We start from the raw sequence: 19,214 nt of genomic DNA, 5'->3' as shown, positions 1-19,214 counted from the left end.
TCCAACCCATGAAGGAGCGTCTCTCATGCCTATCATCAACAGCCAGGTCAAACCGTTCAATGCCACCGCTTTCCACAACGGCGAATTCGTTCAGGTCAGCGAAGCCGACCTGAAAGGCAAGTGGTCTGTCGTGTTCTTCTACCCGGCCGACTTCACCTTCGTTTGCCCGACCGAACTGGGTGACCTTGCTGACAACTACGAAGAGTTCAAGAAACTCGGCGTGGAAATCTACGGCGTGTCCACCGACACCCACTTCACCCACAAAGCCTGGCACGACACTTCGGAAACCATCGGCAAGATCAAGTACCCGCTGATCGGTGACCCGACCCACGTCATCTCCCGCAACTTCGATGTGCTGATCGAAGAAGCTGGCCTGGCTGATCGCGGTACCTTCGTGATCAACCCGGAAGGCCAGATCAAGATCGTCGAAATCAACGACGGTGGTGTAGGTCGCGACGCCAGCGAACTGCTGCGCAAGGTCAAGGCTGCTCAATACGTGGCTGCCCACCCAGGCGAAGTCTGCCCGGCCAAGTGGAAAGAAGGCGAAGCGACCCTGGCGCCATCCCTGGACCTGGTCGGCAAGATCTAATGTTCGCCCGATGAGTGCCAGCGCGACGACCATGCTGCGTCGAAAACAGGCTTGGCACTTCTCGAACGGATAAAGGTTCATGCACCCGTCGCGGGCGGTGAGCAGCCGCCATAGCTGAAGTTCTCACTGCCCCGTCAAACGCCCGGGCGCCATCGCCTGGGCGTTTTTGTATCCGAAGTTTGAAAAAGGAATCGCCCGTATGTTGGACGCCACGCTTAAATCGCAACTGAAAACCTACCTGGAGCGGGTCACCCAGCCGATCGAGATCGTTGCTTCCCTCGACGACGGCGCGAAGTCCCGCGAATTGCACGACCTGCTGGTGGAAATTGCCGGCCTGTCGAACCTCATTACCCTGCGCGCGGATGGTGATGACGCCCGTCGTCCCTCGTTCTCGCTCAACCGCCCGGGTGCCGATATCAGCCTGCGCTTCGCCGGCATCCCAATGGGCCATGAATTCACCTCGCTGGTGTTGGCGCTGCTGCAAGTCGGTGGCCACCCATCCAAGGCCAGCGCCGAAGTGATCGAGCAGATCCAGGCGCTTGAAGGCGAGTTCACTTTCGAAACCTACTTCTCGCTGTCGTGCCAGAACTGCCCGGACGTGGTCCAGGCGCTGAACTTGATGGCGGTACTCAACCCGAACGTGCGCCACGTGGCCATCGACGGTGCGCTGTTCCAGGATGAAGTCGAAGCCCGCAAGATCATGGCGGTGCCTAGCATTTACCTGAACGGCGAAGTGTTTGGCCAGGGCCGTATGGGCCTGGAAGAGATTCTCGGCAAGATCGACACCAATGCCGGTGCCCGCCAGGCCGAGAAGATCAACGCCAAGGACGCGTTCGACGTGCTGGTGGTCGGCGGTGGCCCCGCTGGCGCCTCGGCAGCGATTTATGCCGCCCGCAAAGGCATCCGTACCGGTGTCGCCGCCGAGCGTTTCGGCGGTCAGGTGCTCGATACCCTGGCCATCGAGAACTTCATCTCGGTACAGGAAACCGAGGGGCCGAAACTGGCCACGGCGCTGGAAGAGCACGTCAAGCAGTACGACGTCGACATCATGAACCTGCAGCGCGGTGAAGCGTTGATTCCGGCCACCGATAGCGGTCTGCACGAAGTACGCCTGGCAGGCGGCGCCTCGCTCAAGGCCAAGACCGTGATCCTGGCCACCGGCGCCCGCTGGCGCGAAATGAATGTGCCGGGCGAGCAGGAGTACCGCGCCCGTGGCGTGGCCTACTGCCCGCACTGCGACGGCCCGCTGTTCAAGGGCAAGCGCGTGGCGGTGATCGGTGGCGGCAACTCGGGTGTTGAAGCGGCCATCGACCTTGCGGGTATCGTCGCCCAGGTAACGCTGATCGAATTCGACAGCCAGCTGCGTGCCGACGCCGTGCTGCAGCGCAAGCTGCACAGCCTGCCGAACGTCAAGGTCATCACCAGTGCCCTGACCACCGAGGTGCTGGGCAATGGCGAGAAGGTCACCGGCCTGCGTTACAAGGACCGCACAACCGATGAGTCGCACGAGCTGGCGCTGGAAGGCATCTTCGTGCAGATCGGCCTGCTGCCGAACACTGACTGGCTCAAGGGTACCGTCGAGCTGTCGCCGCGTGGCGAGATCATCGTCGATGCCAAGGGCGCGACCAACATCCCCGGCGTCTTCGCTGCCGGTGACGTGACCACAGTGCCGTACAAGCAGATCGTCATCGCAGTAGGTGAGGGCGCCAAGGCCTCACTGGCGGCTTTCGATCACTTGATCCGTACGTCTGCGCCGGCGTAAGCCTGTAACGACCCATCGCCGGCAAGCCGACTACAGGTTTGCGTAAGCCCTATGAAGGGTCTGAAATAGCCGGATATTTTCCGGCTATCGAGCGGTCAGCACGTCAAAAAGCGACGCACGTCAGGATTTGATCAGTCCTCTTTGATTTTTCAGGCCCATCGGCCTCAGCAAGCCACTGTGCAGCCGCCATTCCTGTATTACACGCGCACCTCTCCTGCGTTCGCCAACAAATGTCGGCGTGCCATCCACAGGTTCGACAGCGCTGCAATTTGCCAAATGACCTCGCGTCCCGCGTGCTCTTCGCGCTTCTCGGCCCCAGTGTAACCCGCATCAGCGCAGACCACGGTTTCCTCACCGTGCAGCAGTTTGCCGACTTGCGTGACGTCCGCAACATTGGCTGCCGTGACAACCACGCTGTGCACCAGCCCCGACTCGTCATCGACACCGATATGGGCTTTGGCACCGAAGTAATACTGATTCTTCGTCTGGTGCATCGCGGGATCGCGCTTGCCGTCCTTGTTCTTGGTCGTACTGGGGGCATGAATCAGGGTGGCATCGACGATGGTGCCCTGGCGCAACGACAGGCCCCGGTCGCCCAGATAGCCATTGATTACACCGAGAATCCCGGCCGCCAGGTCGTGCTTTTCCAGCAAGCGTCGGAAATTGAGAATGGTGGTTTCGTCCGGGATTCGCTTAAGACTCAGACCAGAAAACTGGCGCAGAATGGTGGTTTCATACAACGCCTCTTCCATCGCCGGATCGCTGTAGCCGAACCAGTTCTGCATCAGATGTACGCGCAGCATCGCCATCGATGGGTAGGCCGGACGACCACCTTCACCCTTTGGATAATGGGGCTCGATCAGCGCAATCAAACCCTTCCAGGGCACCACCTGATCCATCTCGATCAGGAACGATGCCTTGCGGGTCTGCTTGCGCTTGCCGGCGTACTCGGCGTCGGCGAAGGACACCTGTTTCATCATCGAATAGCTCGGCAACGGGTATCCGGAGATTTTGCCAAATCAGGAAGTCTTTTCAGAATTTCCTTAGGGCATAGCTGCAGAAAGGTCAAGCAATGCATCGAAACCCTACGTGCTCTAAAAAATGAACAATCATTCATCACCTCCGCACCCATTTAAACACTTTGTTTATATCAACTGAGATGACAACACCACTATAGTTGACCGGCCGGGTGGGTTTTCGGCAGTTTTCGGCCTGGTGCTTCCTGCACTCGAGGCAATTAACATTCGTACATGGAGGCTCGATGCTCAACAGAACCGCACTAGACTGGGAGCGTTTGCGAGAGCCATCCGCCTTGCTTGAGGAGATCCCTGCGCTCGCCGATGAACTGGGATTTCACTTCTATAGCTTCAGCTACAGCTGCGCAAGCCACGAGGTCTACGTGGGTAACCTACTACCGGGTGGTCTGAGGCTGGTCCAGGCAGCACTGGACTTCAGACCTCATGATCGCCAATGGTCGCATGCTCCCGTACTTTGGACGAAAGATGCTTTCTTGAAAAGCCCACGCTGGTGGAAAGTCGCACAGGTACTTGGCTTGCGCCACGGTTGGGTCCAGCCCTTGCGCGATGGTATGCGCCAAAGCAGCCTGGCGCTTCTGCGGCCACATGTCAGCGTGTCGACTCCAGAGTTGTACCAAAAGGCCGCGCAAGTGATGTGGCTGAGTGAGCGCCTGCACCTAGCGGCAAACCAAAGCGATATGACACTCATGCACACTCACGAGCCTTGCGGAACTTCGTTCGCAAGGTAATGTCAAGCGGTATTCGCCACCACCCCCGGATCGATTGCAATGGAATTCTAAAAAGAGAATCGCAGTGGCTTGATCGCATTCATTGAATGAAGGGCAGGTTTTACCCTGCCCCATCACTCATCAAGTGTCGACGCTTGTCGATCTGCGATTTTCTTGCAGCGCAGCTAATGTAATTTCGTGCATCAACGTGCGCTGTGCTGCCAGCCGCTCATCCCTAATGTTGTTCATTTGCATCACACGCCCACCGTCTTGAATCGCCGTATCATCCATCACAGCAGCCAGCCTGGCGTGAAACGGTGCATCAACCGCATCGAATCTAGCACTTTGAGTACGCAACAAATACTCCTGCCAAAAATCCCGTGCAACCATGGAACTAGCTACAGCACTATCCGTCTCTCTTTCCATCACTTGATTACGTACTTCGAAAATTCGATCCATTTCCAGTTCAGCATCTAAACCGAAGAGCATATCGTTAGGTTGTGCAGGTAGATCAAGCTCATCACGCAAGGCAACGCGATATGCCAGAGCAACTTCGATCTCATCCGGCTCCCCCCCAGCCGCCTTTCGTGCGCGAATATCCTCCAGTGCAATCCTATCAACCTCATCCAACCGCCAAAGCTGCCGGCCAAGTGAGAGTAGTGCACGCTGCTGGCCCTCAACGGCGTACTGTGCCTGCCACACCAGCATCCGCAACTCCAAATTGCTGAAACATAGGGCCACACTATCCTGACAGGTCAATGTTTCAGTGGCATGAGTCAGCAGATCTTCACGCAGACTGGTATAGCCGTACATAAGTCTGATCATGGTGAAGACCCGGTTCGCCAGTGCGTGACCATTCTGTCGGAAATCCGCTGTCTCACGTAGGCGCTCTAGCAAGCCGAAAAAGTCACCTGACCCTGGCTCCATCTGCAAATATTCCCAGTACACAGACATGTCGCCTCGCATGGGAGATTGCGCTACATCGAGCCAACTCTGTCGAACCGACCTTGGAGTCTGAATAACAGCTTCCTCTTCGGAAACTGCACGCAACCCTATCTGTGAGGCTCGCAAGCGTACGGCTTCTGAAGCAGAAAGAGGGTTGTTCGCCAGCAGTATGACCCGCCGGACCCAGCCTGGAGCAGCATAGAACGGCGCCGGCAATTGAGTAATCTGGTTCCCTCGTAAATCCGCAAGAGTGAGATCTGGCCGAGTCACAAGTGCATTCGGTATATCGGTGATGCCAGTGTGGGTTAAATACAGGATACGCAACCGACGCATCCCACTCACGGAGAACGAGCGCCCAAGTGGGTTGTATGATAAGTTGAGATACTCGAGTGATTCGCAGCTTGCTAGAATCGTGGACTGCCCTGGATCCAGCACGATCTGATTGTTAACCAGTTCCAACTCTCTAAGATGCGTCATCTGGATCAAGGCCTGTGGCAAGCGCGTCAATCGATTACCAGAAAGCTCCAGAGTCCTGAGGTTCCTGAAGGCACTCAAGAAGCTGTCAGGCAGCGATGTCAATGCCATACCTAACAATGCCAGCTCTGATACATGAGCAAAGCTCACTCCCGCTGGAAGATCCGGTAGTGCTTCCAGCCCCAAGCCATGCAGGCCATAGCGATAGTTGACGGCTTGCTCACTGATATTGACTCCGGTGTTTACCCGGCGGCGCCAACAGTTAAGCAGTGACTCTCGAATGTAACGTCGGCTCGTTTGTGACGTGGTTGTACTAGCACGGTTCTGCCAATGATGCAGATGGCTATTCAGGGTGCCAAGTTCATGCCTCAGCCTGGCCAACTCAGCCTCTACCTGTAGCCCAGCACCGCGCGTGTTGTTGATCCAGGTATTCACCTGCTCATCGCTAAAGGTTGGATACAGGTCACGGACCATCACGAACAACGAACGTGGCCTGCGACCACGCGCTCTACCTGCCAGGCCTCGACCACTCAACAAATAGCCCATACGCCCATCCGTCAGCCGCTGGGGTAACTTGAACCAGCCAATGCGCTGTTGTTTTCCGAACAGCACTTCGACCTCTTGGCGACGGCGAATCATCTGCCTCCCGACAGATACCCTCAGGTTCTGAGTGATCGGATCCGAAAGGCCCATCGCTGCACGCTGACGCTCACTGTAAGCCGCAGTCATGACATCGAAAAGTTCTCCTGGCTCACCTAACAATGTCCCATGGGTATCAACCAGTTGAAACATCCCCTGCTGATGAATGAGTCCAAAAGCCTGCATACCTACTTCAGTCTGCAGTAATTCTGGGCCATCGACAGCGCCCTCGATTAGGCGCCAACGCACGCCAGTAGCAGCACCAGGCAAGTGTTTAAGCATGGAAAGAACAACCCTTGCCACGTCCGCATTCTGAGGAGTGTCGGCAACCAGTGCTTCATAAGCCCGAGCAGTTCGAATTCGGACCACACTGGCCCTCGCTGCTTCAGCAAGGGACAGAGAAGCCTTACCCGTTGACTGCAATTGCTGGCGATCGGCGATGGTCGCCGCGCGTATCAGTTCATTTGCAGCAGGACCGTGCAGGCTCGTAAACAGTCGACGCAGCGCTTCCGCTCCACTTTGCGCGGTGTCCTGGAAGCTGGTATATGCGGCCTGGAACCATTGCCGACGTTGTGTCCAGGCAGCATCCGCCAATGCGCTGCCATTCAAACCGCCTGCACCGGGTAAGCGTTGAGCAAACTTCAACAGAGGCAAGTCGATTACATCTTCGCCCGAGCGTAAACAACGAACTACGTCACGAATACGCTGGTCCAGCCGTAGACGCATAACGCTGTCCAACAGTGCCGCATCGGGAGCTAAACCATGCATGTGCATGGCCCGAAGATTATCAGCGTTCAATGTGTGAGCATTGAGTACGTGATCAATTTGTTCATCGTCAAGCGCTCGACATTCACCGCCAAACCGCCGAAACATCCCATGAACATTATCCCACTCATCAGGTTGCTCGCACCATAGTCGCCAGGCACCAGCACCGTTGTGGCTCAGCATCGGGCCGTGCCCTTCTTTCGGCTGTATCCGCCACTCACCGTCAGTGATATGTTGCACTACCGGATAGTAATGGCCATCCATCTCAACCCAGCATTGACCTCCTAGTCGGTAGATACCTTGTGCGTCCCGTTCTGCACCGTTAAGAACACTGTCGCTACGCAGCGGCACCAAGTCCTGGTTCCAGAGTTTAACGGTACCATCTTCCAGTTGTGCAGGAACAAGACTATCAACCACAGATGAACGATTCCATACACGGCTGGCAACAGTCACTCCAGTTGCGAGCGCTCCAATGACAGCAAGATCTGTCCCTACGTTGATCAGATGGTCGAGCGCTTGACTGGTATCGCCGTGCCGCCATGCGGCAATACCATGAAAGGTCTCTCCTAATAGCTTCCATGCTGTGATTGTCAAAAGTCCCACGCCGATGATCGGGATAAAGAAACCGGCAACATTGAGCAGTGTCCAGCCTTCGGCGGCAAGACGCTGGTCATGGTCTTGCTGAACCCGCCGGTCCACATCGCTAGTTGGCACAGCAATCATCGCCGCATCATCTTTAATTTGGCGAATTCGCGCTGTTGCCAAACTTTCGAAAAGTGGCATTGGGTAGGCGTACATATGCTCTTCGAGGTCGAAGTTGGCTGTCGTCACCAAATCCGCATAGGCAGCAATTACGACTGAAAAGAACAGCTGGCTATCGCGGCGTCGCACAAATTGACTGAAAAATTTCTGGTAATCACCCGAGCGCAACCTTCTGCCTAATGCATTGGCAAACGCTCGCAGACTATCGAAGACACACCAAGCCCCATGCGAATCGCCAGGAATATGTACCAGAACTCGCCGCGTCACATTTCGAATCAGGCCTTCATCAATGACATCAAGCACTACGATTTGCTCAAGCCTGCAACCCAACAAGGTGAGTTGCTTGGCCACCACAGGATGTCCATCCAGGCGTCCAAGGGTATCCTCGTTACACATCCCGGAAATCAACTGAAATTCCCTCTCGGACAAACTTCCTTTGAGTCTTGCCTCATAAGCATCGACCAGCATGGCATATCGATGCGAGCTGGCGAGCAGCTCTGGCATCGTCTCAGAATGATCAGGGGTAGTGTGAGACTGAAGAACTTCATCGAGATGACGTTGGTACTGCCCTCCCACATCAATTTCTCGGCAGAACCTAGCAAATTCTATGGCTGTTGGCGGTCTGATAGTACCCTGCCGAGCACTTGTCAGACGATTACCTCGAGGCTGTCCATTGGCCTCGGTTTCAGCGAGGGTAAAGTTACGCAGTACAGCCTCAATTAGCGGTACATCTTTGTAGATTGCTTCAGTCAAGTGTGAGCCAACCGGCAGCTGGTTTATGATCGGCTCGCGTTCGCCAACGATGAGGGTCCAGCGCCGAACGTCATACTCGTCGCCGAAGCGCTCCTTGAGTGCAGCCTCCAATGTAGTGATCGCGAAGCTGTCGATACTCTGGATGCGCGCCAGTCTTTCGCTCAGGTGATGGCGGGTGATAAGGCTTTGACGCAGTGCCGTTCCCAATGCGGTCAGTTGATCAGGATTGGCCGACCTGAGCCAGGCCGGCAGCCGTTTGGCGATAAAGCTGTCTTGAAAGGCCCGCTCCATCGCCAGTGGCTCGACCACTGTCATTTCTCGATCTTGCTCGGTTCGCATGTGTAAGCCCTGATAAGTTATTCGACAGCATAATCTTATAGGGCCTGGGCAATGGGTCGTATTGCATAGATACCGCATTTGGATGCGACAGTTACAAGGCCGAGTTTCTTCAGGGAGTTGGCATTTGAAACAGGCACTAAGGTGTCAGGTTGATTTCGCAAATCTACGACAGCGCAAGAGGTAAAAAGTCATTGGTCGGGGAAGAATCGGTTTGCCAAGTCCGGTGATTTCACCCGTTCAACAAATGCAGCCCTATCGAATGGAGCACCCGTGCGTAAGTCATACACAGGCCTGGCTACCGGCCTGACAACCTGACTCAGCGTCACCTGAATGAAACGATAACGCTCCCCATGCACGTGAGATAATTTGTCTATTTTGAAGTAGTGCCCTGGTAGAAAAAGTGTTTCAGCCTCATCCCAATACAATGAGAAGGCACTAATCGGAATCCCGCTATTATAGCGGTGGGCGGGCAATTCGAAAACGACGGAGGTGTCATCGAAGACACTAGTCCAACCATTGGCGTCGAGATGGCGTGAGGCTGCGAAGTGTCGAACCATGAAGGGGTTTTCGGTCCATGAGGTCAGGTCAGTATTGACCAAAATATCGCCGACGTTAAGCCGGCCACTACGAAAATGTTCGCCGCTGGTACCTCGCCCCCCATGTCCTCCACGATACAGGTTCACTTCATTGTTCTTGGGTAGTCTCTCAAGCGTGGTGGCCAGGTCATTGATGTAATCCACCGAGTCCGTGTACTTGTGTATACCCTGTCGCAATATGTCGTTGACCGAGGAGGCTTCATCCGTATAGTACTTGATCAGCTCGTTAGCGTACTGACCATCTGCTTCTCGATATGTGTACTCAAACGTATTGCCAAATCTTACGCAGTAGATGCCATGTTCATCTTCGGCAGGGAGTTCGTTAATGCCCAAGATAAGGATGGACTGAGTTTCCAATAGTTTCTTCTGACGCGCCCGGGCCTGTGCAGAAAATTTCTGACTTTGAATTACATGAGTTGCCGTGTATTCATCCCAGAACTGCGACGTCTCATTGATCATGCCGATCACCGCAGGTGGGGCTTCGCGCTCTGGTGGCACCAACAGATGCCAATCGCCTCCATCATTTACACGAACAGGAAATAGTGGGCCAAGCGCAAAGGGATTGTCCAGCGGAACGATCAACCACGTTGACAATTCGTGACTGTATCGGACACGGTATGTCAAACCGTTCATCTCGATCCAACAATCGCCTTTTTCGTCGACACGTACCCCCCTTAGACGGCCGTCCGTCGCCAGTTCTCCTTCGATCAACTGATTCGTTTCACGTCCGGCCAGGATGGGATCCGGCTCTCTGGCGACTTGCCATCGAGCCAGGGAGGCCCTGGTCTCATGGAACGGCGCCTCATACGCTAGGGAGGCGAACGTCGACTGAAATCCTATTTCTGTAAGATTCAAGGCGGCGAACAAACAGTCAAGCATGGCTTGGCGCAATGCAGACTTACGTGCCTCCTCACTGGTAGCATGCACTGCTGCATCCACCCCCAAACCCAACCTGCCCAATGCCGCACCTAGCAGCGCCAGTGACATCGGCCATCCTAAGGGAGTAAAGCCCGCAAAGACATTCAAGAATGCCGAGAGGTACCCACTCAACATCGCCTTGCGTAATCCAGCATTGTTGAGCAATGCAGCAGCGCTACGCTCCATATCATTACGCGCCCGTCGGGCGATATGAACAAAAAAATCATCGCTGATTGAAACGCGTCTGAAGTGAAGAAGTGCCAAGGCGGCCTGGTCGGAACGACTGTTGGCAATGCCTTGTAAAACCACCCGAACATTACTGACTTCAGGCTGCTCGCCAGGATCGACCAACGCTGCCGCGAGAAACTCAGCCATGGTTTGTTGATCACGTAGCTGCTGACGTAGCCAGGCAGCCATGGCCAACTCGCTGTCGAACCCCTGAATCGCTTCTTTAGCCCAAGGACGGTACAGCGTTACCCGCCCACCGCTTGAACCGAAGGTGAAGAAGCATGCGTACTCAACATGGCCAAGCTCGTACGCGTAAGTGGTCAAAGAAACAGTCGAGTGGTTAGCCTGTAACTGCGTCAAGGACGGTAGCTCTCTAGCTTCCAACTCAGGGACCACAATGCCGCGCAAGGCAGCTGCTTCTGCTTCGGTGATACGCCGTGCCAGAACAGCCTTTGCACACTCCCCAAGCAGGTTGATTTTGGCTAACACACGAAACGCAACGTCACGTTCGGCCCAGAAGCGTGTCACCTTGGCTCGGTATATCTCGGCGAAATCTAGCGCCCAAAAGTCCTTTTGCACATCACTCGGCAGCATGGGGATTTCATTGGTTTCATCAAAATAGTGGGCCTGTGCCCCCTCCTTGTAGAAACCTCCATACACGTTCAGCTCATCCGTAGCATCCTGAAACGGAAGGTCGAATCGCTGAGCCACCAGTTCCGTGAAGGGCACTGACTTCTGCGGCGGCCCACTATGCTGCCAGCCGGTAAAACTCCGAGGGCTGCTGCTGGCCGTTGTGAACTGATGCCACCAGACATAGCGCGGGTCTACAGCCTTGCCAATGCGCTTGAGGAGTATATCGGCGGCATGCTGTTTGGCTAGCAGATAGGGGTCTGGATACTCGTCAATGAATCCATCGATCAGCTGAACCAGATTTCGTCCGCCGTCCAGCAGGTCTAGCTTGCGTTGCAATTTCTCTTTGATGCTGCTCATGGGTAGCCACTTGATGTCTGGGATCGAGTGGCCATCCTCGCTCAACGCTTAACTTACGTGCGGTAGATGTATCTAGTGTCCTGTCTCGGAAATACGTTCTCTTTTGGCGAGTGGCCTGGGTGTTCGGCAAAGGCGCCGCGACGAGTCATAGCAGGGCTATGGCGAGGAGTGGCAACGCAGGCCGAAAGCCCAGGACGCCGCCAAAAGTGAACAGCTTATTTCCGAGACAGGACACTAGGGAAATTCCGAGCATATTACCGCGCGCCTGGAATGAGCAGCGTCTTGACGCCGCAAGGGTGGTTTTCAGCCGCCAAGTGCTTGTAAGTGCTGCATCGCGCGGCGATTGGGCTTGTGATGACCGAGGGTGTCTATCATTAAGTCCAGACACCCTCAGGAATCTCAGCCATGACCCTGATCAGCCGCGAACCCTGGTGGCTCGTGCCACCCAAGCCCGGCCAGAAAGAGCAGGACCTGCACTGGGGCTATCTGGAAATCTACGCCGACGGACGCACGGTGTTCGTCGACCAGCGCCCGAGCGACCGCGAGCTTGCTGAGCGCAAGAGTTGTCGCAACTTCCCCGAACCGGATAATTGAACGGATCACCCGCCAAGTTCGGACAGGCGCGCTTCCAGAGCGGCAATCCGGGCTTCCAGGGCTTCGATCCGCTCTTCCGATACGTTGCTGGCGCTGCCACGCCCGCCACCTTCCTGCTGGCGTGCGGCGAGTATCGCCTCGATTTCCGCCGGGTCGCCCAGCGCATGGGTGTATCGGTCTTCGCGCTGGCCAGCCTGGCGCGGCAGGTGCAGGGCAAGGCCTCGTGAGATCAAACGCTCGAGTTGGTGCTGGATCTGCTCGGTATCGTCGAAGTCGTGAAGGCGGTTGCTGCGCGTGAGCAGCTCGTTGAGGGTCTGCGGGCCGCGCAGGAACATCAGTCCCATCAGTATCAGCTGTGCCGGTACCAGTTCCAGCGCCTTGTCCACGCGCTGTTCCCAGCGGTCGGCACGGCTGCCCATCTGCAGGCGGGTCATGTCCTGGCCTTCGAGGGCGCGCAGGGCCTGGCCAACCTGGCCTTGGGTCAGATTCATGACCGGCTCGCGGCTGGTCTTCTGGTTGCACGCCAGAACCAGGGCGTTGAGGGTCAGCGGGTAGCTTTCCGGGCTGGTGGCCTGCTTTTCGATCAACGAGCCGAGGATTCGGATCTCGACGCTGTTGAAGCGGCCTGCGCCTGCGGTTTCGTGTTCTGACATGACCCTGTCTCGTTACTGGGGGAGGGCCACTAGCGTAGGTAAAGCGCCAGGCTTAGGCAATCACTGGCTTCATCGTCGGCCAAGCATCAACCGAACCTGTAGGCGCTGGGCCGCATGGCGGCCCAGCGTCATTCATGCACTGCGTTGCGTTTCTGCCTGGCACGCGGCAGCCGTGAACAGTACATCGGTCGACGAATTCAGCGCGGTCTCGGCTGAATCCTGCAGCACGCCAATGATGAAGCCGACCGCCACCACCTGCATGGCGATCTCGCTGGGAATGCCGAACAGGCTGCATGCCAGCGGGATCAGCAGCAGCGAACCGCCCGCTACCCCGGAGGCGCCACAGGCACAGATGGCCGCGACCACGCTCAGCAGCACGGCGGTCGGCAGGTCGACAGGAATTCCCAGGGTGTGTACCGCTGCCAGGGTCAGCACGGTGATGGTGATCGCCGCGCCGGCCATGTTGATGGTCGCACCCAGCGGAATCGATACCGAGTAGGTGTCTTCATGCAGGCCAAGACGCTCGGATAATGCCAGGTTCACCGGAATGTTCGCCGCCGAACTGCGGGTGAAGAACGCCGTGATGCCACTTTCGCGCAGGCACAGCAAGGTCAGCGGGTATGGGTTGCGGCGTATCTTCCAGAACACGATCAGCGGGTTCATCACCAACGCCACGAACAGCATGCAGCCGATCAGCACCGCCAGCAGGTGCAGGTAGCCGAGCAGGGCGCTCAGCCCCGATTGGGCGAGGGTGGAGCTGACCAGGCCGAAGATGCCCAGTGGTGCGAAGCGGATCACCACGCGAACGATCAGGGTCACGCCATTGGACAGGTCCTCGACCACCGTACGGGTGGTGTCGCCGGCATGGCGCAGGGCCACGCCCAGGCCGATGGCCCAGGTCAGAATGCCGATGAAGTTGGCGTTGAGCAGCGCATTGATCGGGTTGTCGACAGCGCTCAGCAGCAGGTTCTGCAACACTTCGCCGATGCCGCCCGGGGCGCTGAGCGCTGCCTCGCCGGTGCTCAATGCCAGTTGCGAGGGGAACAGCATGCTGGCAACCACGGCCACAACTGCGGCTGCGAAGGTGCCCAGCAAGTACAGCCAGAGAATGGGGCGGATGTGGGTTTCCTGGCCGTGCCGGTGGTTGGCGATCGAAGCCATGACCAGGATGAACACCAGCACCGGCGCCACTGCCTTGAGCGCGCTGACGAACACTTTGCCGAGGAAAGCCAGGTCGCGGGCGATGGCTGGTGCAAGCAGCGCCAGAGCGATACCGGCAACCAGGCCGATGACGATCTGCGTCACCAGGCTGGTGCGGTTGAGTAGGCGAAGAACAGGGGTCATGTGAAGCAGTATCTCGTTATTGTGAAAGGGCGCGACTTTACCACAGACCGTTTGGCCGTTATCGCCGGCAGTCCGGCTCCGGCGATAACGGCGGCGCGTCGGTTTGCCGCACTGGGGTGCAGCGCCTTCTACCAGTGAAAAAGCTCTCGCCGCGCGCCTTCGGTGATCGCCACGATCCCAGGGTGTTTGACCTTGCGCTCGACTGAAATCGCGTAGAACGACTCGTGCACCGCGTCGGTCTGGCCAACCAGCTCGACCCCATACTGGCGGCATACTTCATCGGCGATCACGCTCGGGGCCACGAAAATACCGCTACCCGACTGCCCGAAGGCCTGCATCAGTGCACTGTCATCGAACTCGCCGATGACCCGCGGCTGCACCTGCTGCTCGCTCAACCAGCGCATCAGGCGACTGCGCACCACCGTTTCCTGGCCCGGAATCAGCAGCGGCGCGTCCTGCAGGCATGCAGGAAAGGGCCCCTTGTGGCGCTGGGCCAATGCCGGTGTGGCGAAGAAGCTGAGCCCGCATTCCCCCAGCTTCTGGCTGTAACCCTTGATATCCAGGTGATTGGGCATCGGGCTGTCGGAAATAACCAGGTCCAGACGCTGGATCGCCAGGTCCGCCAATAGCCGTTCCAGCTTGTCTTCGCGGCAGTTGATACGCAGTGCGTTGTCCAATTCCATGGTCGGTGCCAGCAGGCGATAGACGATGGATTTGGGCACCACGTCCGCCACGCCGACACGGAACAGGATCTGCTCTTGCGGGCCTGCCCGCAGCAGCGCCTCCAGCTCGCCACCGATCTGAAACATCTGCTCGGCGTATGCCAGGGTCTGGCGGCCGGTTTCGGTCAGTTCCAGCTGGCGTCCGACGCGCTGAAACAGCTCTAGGCCGTAGGTCTGCTCGAACAGGCTGATCTGGCCGCTGATGGTCTGGGGTGTGAGATTCAGCTGTTCGCTGGCACGTGCGATGCTGCCGGTCTTGGCCACGGCCCAGAAGTAATGCAACTGGCGATAGTTGAGCACGGGGTATTTCCAATATTCGTAAAAACCGAAGTATAACTGCTGAAAATACGAATTTTTCTGATGTATCGCACTCTTTAGAATGCGACCCCATCAGGCGCAGTGCGCGCCGCCCGGTTTTCGACAAGCGAGGAACCCATGCTGCAACTCAAATCCATCGGTACGCCCCTGGTGCTGGTGTTGGCACTGTTTGCCATGAGCGGGTGCGATCAGGCCGAGAAATCCGCCCAGCAAATGCTCGACCAGGCTGCAGAGTCGGCCAAGCAAGCCATCGACAAGACCAACGAAGCGGCCCAGCAGGCGCTGCATGAAGCCATCGGTTCCGAAGGGCACAAGCCCAAGAGCACCGAGCCCGACGCAAAGACCCAGGACATCTGACCCAGACCCGAGCAGGATTGAAAAATGGAATATTTGCTGGAACTCGTCGCAAGCCCAACCGCCTGGGTCGCCCTGGCCACGCTGGTGGCGATGGAGATCGTCCTGGGTATCGATAACCTGATCTTCATCTCCATCCTCACCAACAAGCTCCCGGTGGAGTATCGCTCCAAGGCGCGGCGCATCGGTATCAGCATGGCCCTGGTCATGCGCCTGGCGTTGCTGAGCACCGTGGCCTGGATCGTCCAGCTCACCGAGCCGGTGATCGATGTGTTCGGCCATAGCTTCTCGTGGAAAGACATGATCCTCATCGCCGGTGGCCTGTTCCTGTTGTGGAAGGCGACCAAGGAAATTCACGAGAACGTCGACCCGCGCGGCGCCAAGGAAGAAGCCAAGGCGGGCTCCACCGTGACGCTGGGCTTCGCTGCGGCGATCGGGCAGATCCTGCTGCTGGACATCGTGTTTTCGGTCGACAGCATCATCACCGCCGTGGGCATGACCGAACACTTGCCAATCATGATCATCGCCGTGATCAGTGCTGTGATCGTGATGCTGGTGGCAGCCGACCCGTTGGCCAAGTTCATCAACGACAACCCGACCGTGGTGATGCTTGCGCTGGGCTTCTTGATCATGATCGGTATGACGCTGATCGCCGAGGGCATGGGCGCCCACGTACCGAAAGGTTATGTGTATGCGGCGATGGCCTTCTCGACGCTGATCGAGATCCTCAACATCATGGCTCGCCGTGCGCGGGTCAAGCGTGAGATGGCTGAAGGCTGATGCATGGACCGAGGCCCGCCGGTGAGCGGGCCTCGACGTATCTGCAGGTCAGTGCGCTCCAGCATGGCGGCGCGCGCGCCGGGCCGGCTGTGGCGTGGGCAAGGTGTGCGGCGGCAGAGGGTGATGATGGGCACGACGCCGCACGATTCGTAGTACACCCCACAGCATGGCGGCTGCGACGCTCAGCCACATGCCCACCAGCATGAGAATTGCCATGGTCAGGCTCATAGGTGCCTCCTTCTCTCGGGCCAGCGCAAGGCTTTGCCTTCCAGACACTGCTTTAGTCTAGCTCGCGCCCTGTGACGTTCCATTGACCTTAAGTCTATTGCTTGGTCCGATTCGTTCCTACGGTGGGTCGGACTATACCCGCGAGGCTGTCCGACCTATGATCGACGACCACAGCCGGGCGTGCCTGTCCGGCGCTGGAACAAGTGAGTGTCCATGGAGCAAAAATCCTTCAAATGGCTGGCCGCGTGTCTGCTGGCCGTCAGCCTGACGGGCTGTGCCAGTGCGCCACCGGCCGCTCTCAAGGGCTTGCCGCAGCGTGTCGAAATCAGCAGCGTGCCGTTCTACCGTGGCAATGCCAACCACAGCGGCGCCATGGCCCTGGCGGCGGTGCTCTCGCAGCAAGGCGCACCGATCACGCCAGGCCTTTTGGACAAGCCCTTGAACCTGCCCCAGGCCGCCGAGTCGCTGGATACCGGCATTCCTCGCGTTGCCAGGGATTACGGCATGGTCGTCTATCCACTGGACAAGCGCCTGGACGCCTTGCTGGTGCAGGTGGCTGCGGGTAATCCGGTGTTGCTGCGCTACGAGGAGGGTGCGGCCTGGTGGGGCGAGCCGCGTTACGCGGTGCTGATCGGCTATGACCGTTACAAACAACGGGTGCTGCTGCGCTCAGGCATGCATCGCCGGGAGTTGATGGCGTTCGATGATTTCGAGGCGGCCTGGGTCAAGGAGGGGAGCTGGGCGGTGCTGGTGCAGCCACCGCGGCAGTTGCCGGCCCAAGTGGACCGCCAACGCTGGTTGCAGGCGGCAGATGAACTGGCTCGGGCAGGCCAGGAGCTTGCAGCCAAGCAGGCGGTGAGCAGCCTGGGCAGGTAACGTGGCCTGATCGCTGGCAAGCCGGCGCCTACAGGGTTACGCGAAACCTGTAGGAACCGGTGCGCCGGCGATGAACCGTTAGAAGCCCAGACGATCGCGCAGGCTGTAGTACCAGGCGCCGATGGCGCTGAATGGCACGCGCAGCATCTGGCCACCCGGGAATGGGTAGTGGGGCAGGCCGGCGAAGGCATCGAAGCGCTCAGCCTGGCCTCGCAGGGCCTCTGCCAGCACCTTGCCTGCCAGGTGGGTGTAAGTCACGCCATGGCCTGAGCAACCCTGCGAGTAGTAGATGTTGTCGCCGATACGGCCGACCTGCGGCAGACGCGACAGGGTCAGCAGGAAGTTGCCGGTCCAGGCGTAATCGATCTTGACGTTCTTCAGTTGCGGGAACGCCTTGAGCATCTTCGGACGGATGATCGCTTCGATGTTGGCCGGGTCACGTGCACCGTAGACAACGCCGCCGCCGAAGATCAGGCGCTTGTCGCTGGTCAAGCGATAGTAGTCGAGCAGGTAGTTGCAGTCCTCGACGCAGTAGTCCTGCGGCAGCAGGGTGCGCGCCAGCTCGTCGCCCAGCGGTTCGGTGGTGATCACCTGGGTGCCGCATGGCATCGACTTGGCGGCCAGTTCCGGGACCAGGTTACCCAGGTAGGCGTTACCGGCGACGATGATGAACTTGGCGCGCACTTTGCCCTGCGGGGTGTGTACGACCGGATTGGCGCCGCGTTCGATACGTACGGCCGGGGTTTGCTCATAAATGATGCCGCCCAGCGACTCGACCGCGGCGGCTTCGCCCAGGGCCAGGTTCAGCGGGTGGATGTGGCCGCCGCTCATGTCCAGCATGCCGCCGACGTAGTTGTCGCACGCCACGACTTCGCGAATGCGCTTCTGGTCCATCAGTTCCAGCTGGGTGTGACCGAAGCGTTCCCACAGGCGCTTTTGCGATTCCAGGTGACCCATCTGCTTGGCGGTGAGGGCGGCGAAAACACCACCGTCCTTCAGGTCGCACTGGATGTTGTACTTGGCTACGCGCTCACGAATGATGCGGCCGCCTTCGAAGGCCATCTGGCCCAGCAACTGTGCTTGCTTGGGGCCGACGGTACGTTCGATGACATCGATGTCGCGGCTGTAGCTGTTGACGATCTGGCCGCCGTTGCGGCCCGAAGCGCCGAAGCCGACCTTGGCGGCTTCGACGATGCTCACCTTGAAGCCGTTTTCCAGCAGGAACAGCGCGCTGGACAGGCCGGTGTAGCCGGCACCGATGATACACACATCGGTTTCCACCTCACCCTGCAGCGCCGGACGTGGCGGCACCGGGTTAGCCGAGGCGGCGTAGTAGGACTGGGGGTAGGGGGTATTGGCCATGCTCGAGGAACCTCGTGTTTTATATTTTTAACGAATGTACCGATGCTATCAATAATAATAAACACCCGCTAGTCGTCCGTTGAAAATCCTTTACTCGCATTGCCAGCGCCTGGACTCTAAATATTTTTAAGATTCAGTGGGTTAGCGGGAAAAAAACAGTTGACACCGGTTTCGGAACGCGTAGAATGCGCCCACATCGACAGGCACATAGCTCAGTTGGTTAGAGCACCACCTTGACATGGTGGGGGTCGTTGGTTCGAGTCCAATTGTGCCTACCAAACAAAAGTCCCGGCTTTCGGGCACATGAAGGGCGATCCGAAGGGGTCGCCCTTTTTGCTTGTGCAAGAAAAGTTCATGCGTGCTCGTCTGTGGTGGAGGCAGGGCAGCTGCCATAGATCTCGCGGGGCTTCAGAAGGGCGCCGCCTGTGCGGCGCATCGCGAGCAAGGCTCGCTCCTACAGTTGCGCTTTATTGCACGGC

At 57.9% G+C, this 19,214-nt stretch carries 14 protein-coding genes and 1 tRNA gene; 7 read left to right on the top strand and 8 right to left on the bottom strand.

Annotated elements, in window-relative coordinates:
- The first annotated feature begins 25 nt into the window (after positions 1-25).
- Positions 26-589 (top strand): alkyl hydroperoxide reductase subunit C, encoded by a 564-nt coding sequence (gene ahpC, locus H620_RS0124020; RefSeq protein WP_023381267.1) that lies wholly within the window; start codon positions 26-28, stop codon positions 587-589.
- Positions 590-788: 199 nt separating this feature from the next.
- Positions 789-2,351 (top strand): alkyl hydroperoxide reductase subunit F, encoded by a 1,563-nt coding sequence (ahpF, locus tag H620_RS0124015; RefSeq protein WP_023381266.1) that lies wholly within the window; start codon positions 789-791, stop codon positions 2,349-2,351.
- 197 nt (positions 2,352-2,548) lie between these two features.
- On the opposite strand, the gene H620_RS0124010 is transcribed toward ahpF, so the two are convergent.
- The 3 genes from H620_RS0124010 to H620_RS0123995 all read right to left on the bottom strand — a co-directional run bounded on the left by H620_RS0124010 (position 2,549) and on the right by H620_RS0123995 (position 11,504).
- On the bottom strand, positions 2,549-3,328 hold the full coding sequence (locus H620_RS0124010; protein WP_027908177.1) for an IS5 family transposase: 780 nt from the start codon (positions 3,326-3,328) through the stop codon (positions 2,549-2,551).
- Positions 3,329-4,236: 908 nt separating this feature from the next.
- Complete coding sequence (locus tag H620_RS0124000; RefSeq protein WP_162144469.1) at positions 4,237-8,724, bottom strand: NEL-type E3 ubiquitin ligase domain-containing protein; 4,488 nt, start codon at positions 8,722-8,724, stop codon at positions 4,237-4,239.
- A 236-nt stretch (positions 8,725-8,960) separates the two neighbouring features.
- On the bottom strand, positions 8,961-11,504 hold the full coding sequence (locus H620_RS0123995) for a dermonecrotic toxin domain-containing protein (protein WP_027908175.1): 2,544 nt from the start codon (positions 11,502-11,504) through the stop codon (positions 8,961-8,963).
- Positions 11,505-11,909: 405 nt separating this feature from the next.
- On the opposite strand from H620_RS0123995, the gene H620_RS0123990 reads away from it, so the two are divergent.
- On the top strand, positions 11,910-12,098 hold the full coding sequence (locus H620_RS0123990) for a hypothetical protein (RefSeq protein ID WP_023381261.1): 189 nt from the start codon (positions 11,910-11,912) through the stop codon (positions 12,096-12,098).
- Positions 12,099-12,103: 5 nt separating this feature from the next.
- Here the strand turns inward: H620_RS0123990 and H620_RS0123985 are convergent, their stop codons facing one another.
- From H620_RS0123985 to nhaR, 3 genes are all read right to left on the bottom strand, one after another.
- Positions 12,104-12,751, bottom strand: coding sequence for a YceH family protein (locus tag H620_RS0123985; RefSeq protein ID WP_023381260.1), 648 nt, complete (start codon positions 12,749-12,751; stop codon positions 12,104-12,106).
- 132 nt (positions 12,752-12,883) lie between these two features.
- The gene (gene sstT, locus H620_RS0123980; protein ID WP_023381259.1) at positions 12,884-14,095 is read right to left on the bottom strand and encodes a serine/threonine transporter SstT; all 1,212 of its coding nucleotides are present in this window, start codon (positions 14,093-14,095) and stop codon (positions 12,884-12,886) included.
- 128 nt (positions 14,096-14,223) lie between these two features.
- Positions 14,224-15,117 (bottom strand): transcriptional activator NhaR, encoded by an 894-nt coding sequence (gene nhaR / locus H620_RS0123975; RefSeq protein WP_023381258.1) that lies wholly within the window; start codon positions 15,115-15,117, stop codon positions 14,224-14,226.
- 135 nt (positions 15,118-15,252) lie between these two features.
- Between nhaR and H620_RS0123970 the strand changes: the two genes are divergently transcribed.
- Entirely contained in the window at positions 15,253-15,492 is a 240-nt protein-coding gene (locus H620_RS0123970; RefSeq protein WP_023381257.1) for a hypothetical protein, read from the top strand.
- A gap of 24 nt (positions 15,493-15,516) precedes the next feature.
- On the top strand, positions 15,517-16,269 hold the full coding sequence (locus H620_RS0123965) for a TerC family protein (RefSeq protein ID WP_023381256.1): 753 nt from the start codon (positions 15,517-15,519) through the stop codon (positions 16,267-16,269).
- A 48-nt stretch (positions 16,270-16,317) separates the two neighbouring features.
- On the opposite strand, the gene H620_RS0123960 is transcribed toward H620_RS0123965, so the two are convergent.
- Complete coding sequence (locus tag H620_RS0123960; protein ID WP_023381255.1) at positions 16,318-16,497, bottom strand: hypothetical protein; 180 nt, start codon at positions 16,495-16,497, stop codon at positions 16,318-16,320.
- Between the two features lie 213 nt (positions 16,498-16,710).
- Between H620_RS0123960 and H620_RS0123955 the strand changes: the two genes are divergently transcribed.
- Entirely contained in the window at positions 16,711-17,373 is a 663-nt protein-coding gene (locus H620_RS0123955; protein ID WP_023381254.1) for a peptidase C39 family protein, read from the top strand.
- Positions 17,374-17,451: 78 nt separating this feature from the next.
- Here H620_RS0123955 and H620_RS0123950 read toward each other — a convergent pair whose 3' ends face one another.
- Complete coding sequence (locus tag H620_RS0123950; protein ID WP_023381253.1) at positions 17,452-18,735, bottom strand: NAD(P)/FAD-dependent oxidoreductase; 1,284 nt, start codon at positions 18,733-18,735, stop codon at positions 17,452-17,454.
- Between the two features lie 201 nt (positions 18,736-18,936).
- Between H620_RS0123950 and H620_RS0123945 the strand changes: the two genes are divergently transcribed.
- Positions 18,937-19,013: transfer RNA gene (locus H620_RS0123945), tRNA-Val, on the top strand.
- The last annotated feature ends 201 nt before the right edge of the window (positions 19,014-19,214 follow it).

It is taken from the genome of Pseudomonas taiwanensis DSM 21245 (assembly GCF_000425785.1).
Classification (GTDB): Bacteria; Pseudomonadota; Gammaproteobacteria; order Pseudomonadales; family Pseudomonadaceae; genus Aquipseudomonas; species Aquipseudomonas taiwanensis.
Note: the sequence above shows the minus strand (reverse complement) of the source record. Positions and strands in the feature narration are given on the sequence as shown.

Excerpts from the sequence above, each read along its gene's own strand:
- H620_RS0123950 (WP_023381253.1), bottom strand. The coding sequence starts at position 18,735 with ATGGCCAATACCCCCTACCCCCAGTCCTACTACGCCGCCTCGGCTAAC.
- H620_RS0123955 (WP_023381254.1), top strand. The coding sequence starts at position 16,711 with ATGGAGCAAAAATCCTTCAAATGGCTGGCCGCGTGTCTGCTGGCCGTC.
- H620_RS0123970 (WP_023381257.1), top strand. The coding sequence starts at position 15,253 with ATGCTGCAACTCAAATCCATCGGTACGCCCCTGGTGCTGGTGTTGGCA.
- H620_RS0124010 (WP_027908177.1), bottom strand. The coding sequence starts at position 3,328 with ATGAAACAGGTGTCCTTCGCCGACGCCGAGTACGCCGGCAAGCGCAAG.
- H620_RS0123990 (WP_023381261.1), top strand. The coding sequence starts at position 11,910 with ATGACCCTGATCAGCCGCGAACCCTGGTGGCTCGTGCCACCCAAGCCC.
- H620_RS0123965 (WP_023381256.1), top strand. The coding sequence starts at position 15,517 with ATGGAATATTTGCTGGAACTCGTCGCAAGCCCAACCGCCTGGGTCGCC.
- H620_RS0123960 (WP_023381255.1), bottom strand. The coding sequence starts at position 16,497 with ATGAGCCTGACCATGGCAATTCTCATGCTGGTGGGCATGTGGCTGAGC.
- H620_RS0123995 (WP_027908175.1), bottom strand. The coding sequence starts at position 11,504 with ATGAGCAGCATCAAAGAGAAATTGCAACGCAAGCTAGACCTGCTGGAC.
- ahpF (WP_023381266.1), top strand. The coding sequence starts at position 789 with ATGTTGGACGCCACGCTTAAATCGCAACTGAAAACCTACCTGGAGCGG.
- ahpC (WP_023381267.1), top strand. The coding sequence starts at position 26 with ATGCCTATCATCAACAGCCAGGTCAAACCGTTCAATGCCACCGCTTTC.
- H620_RS0123985 (WP_023381260.1), bottom strand. The coding sequence starts at position 12,751 with ATGTCAGAACACGAAACCGCAGGCGCAGGCCGCTTCAACAGCGTCGAG.
- sstT (WP_023381259.1), bottom strand. The coding sequence starts at position 14,095 with ATGACCCCTGTTCTTCGCCTACTCAACCGCACCAGCCTGGTGACGCAG.
- H620_RS0124000 (WP_162144469.1), bottom strand. The coding sequence starts at position 8,724 with ATGGAGCGGGCCTTTCAAGACAGCTTTATCGCCAAACGGCTGCCGGCC.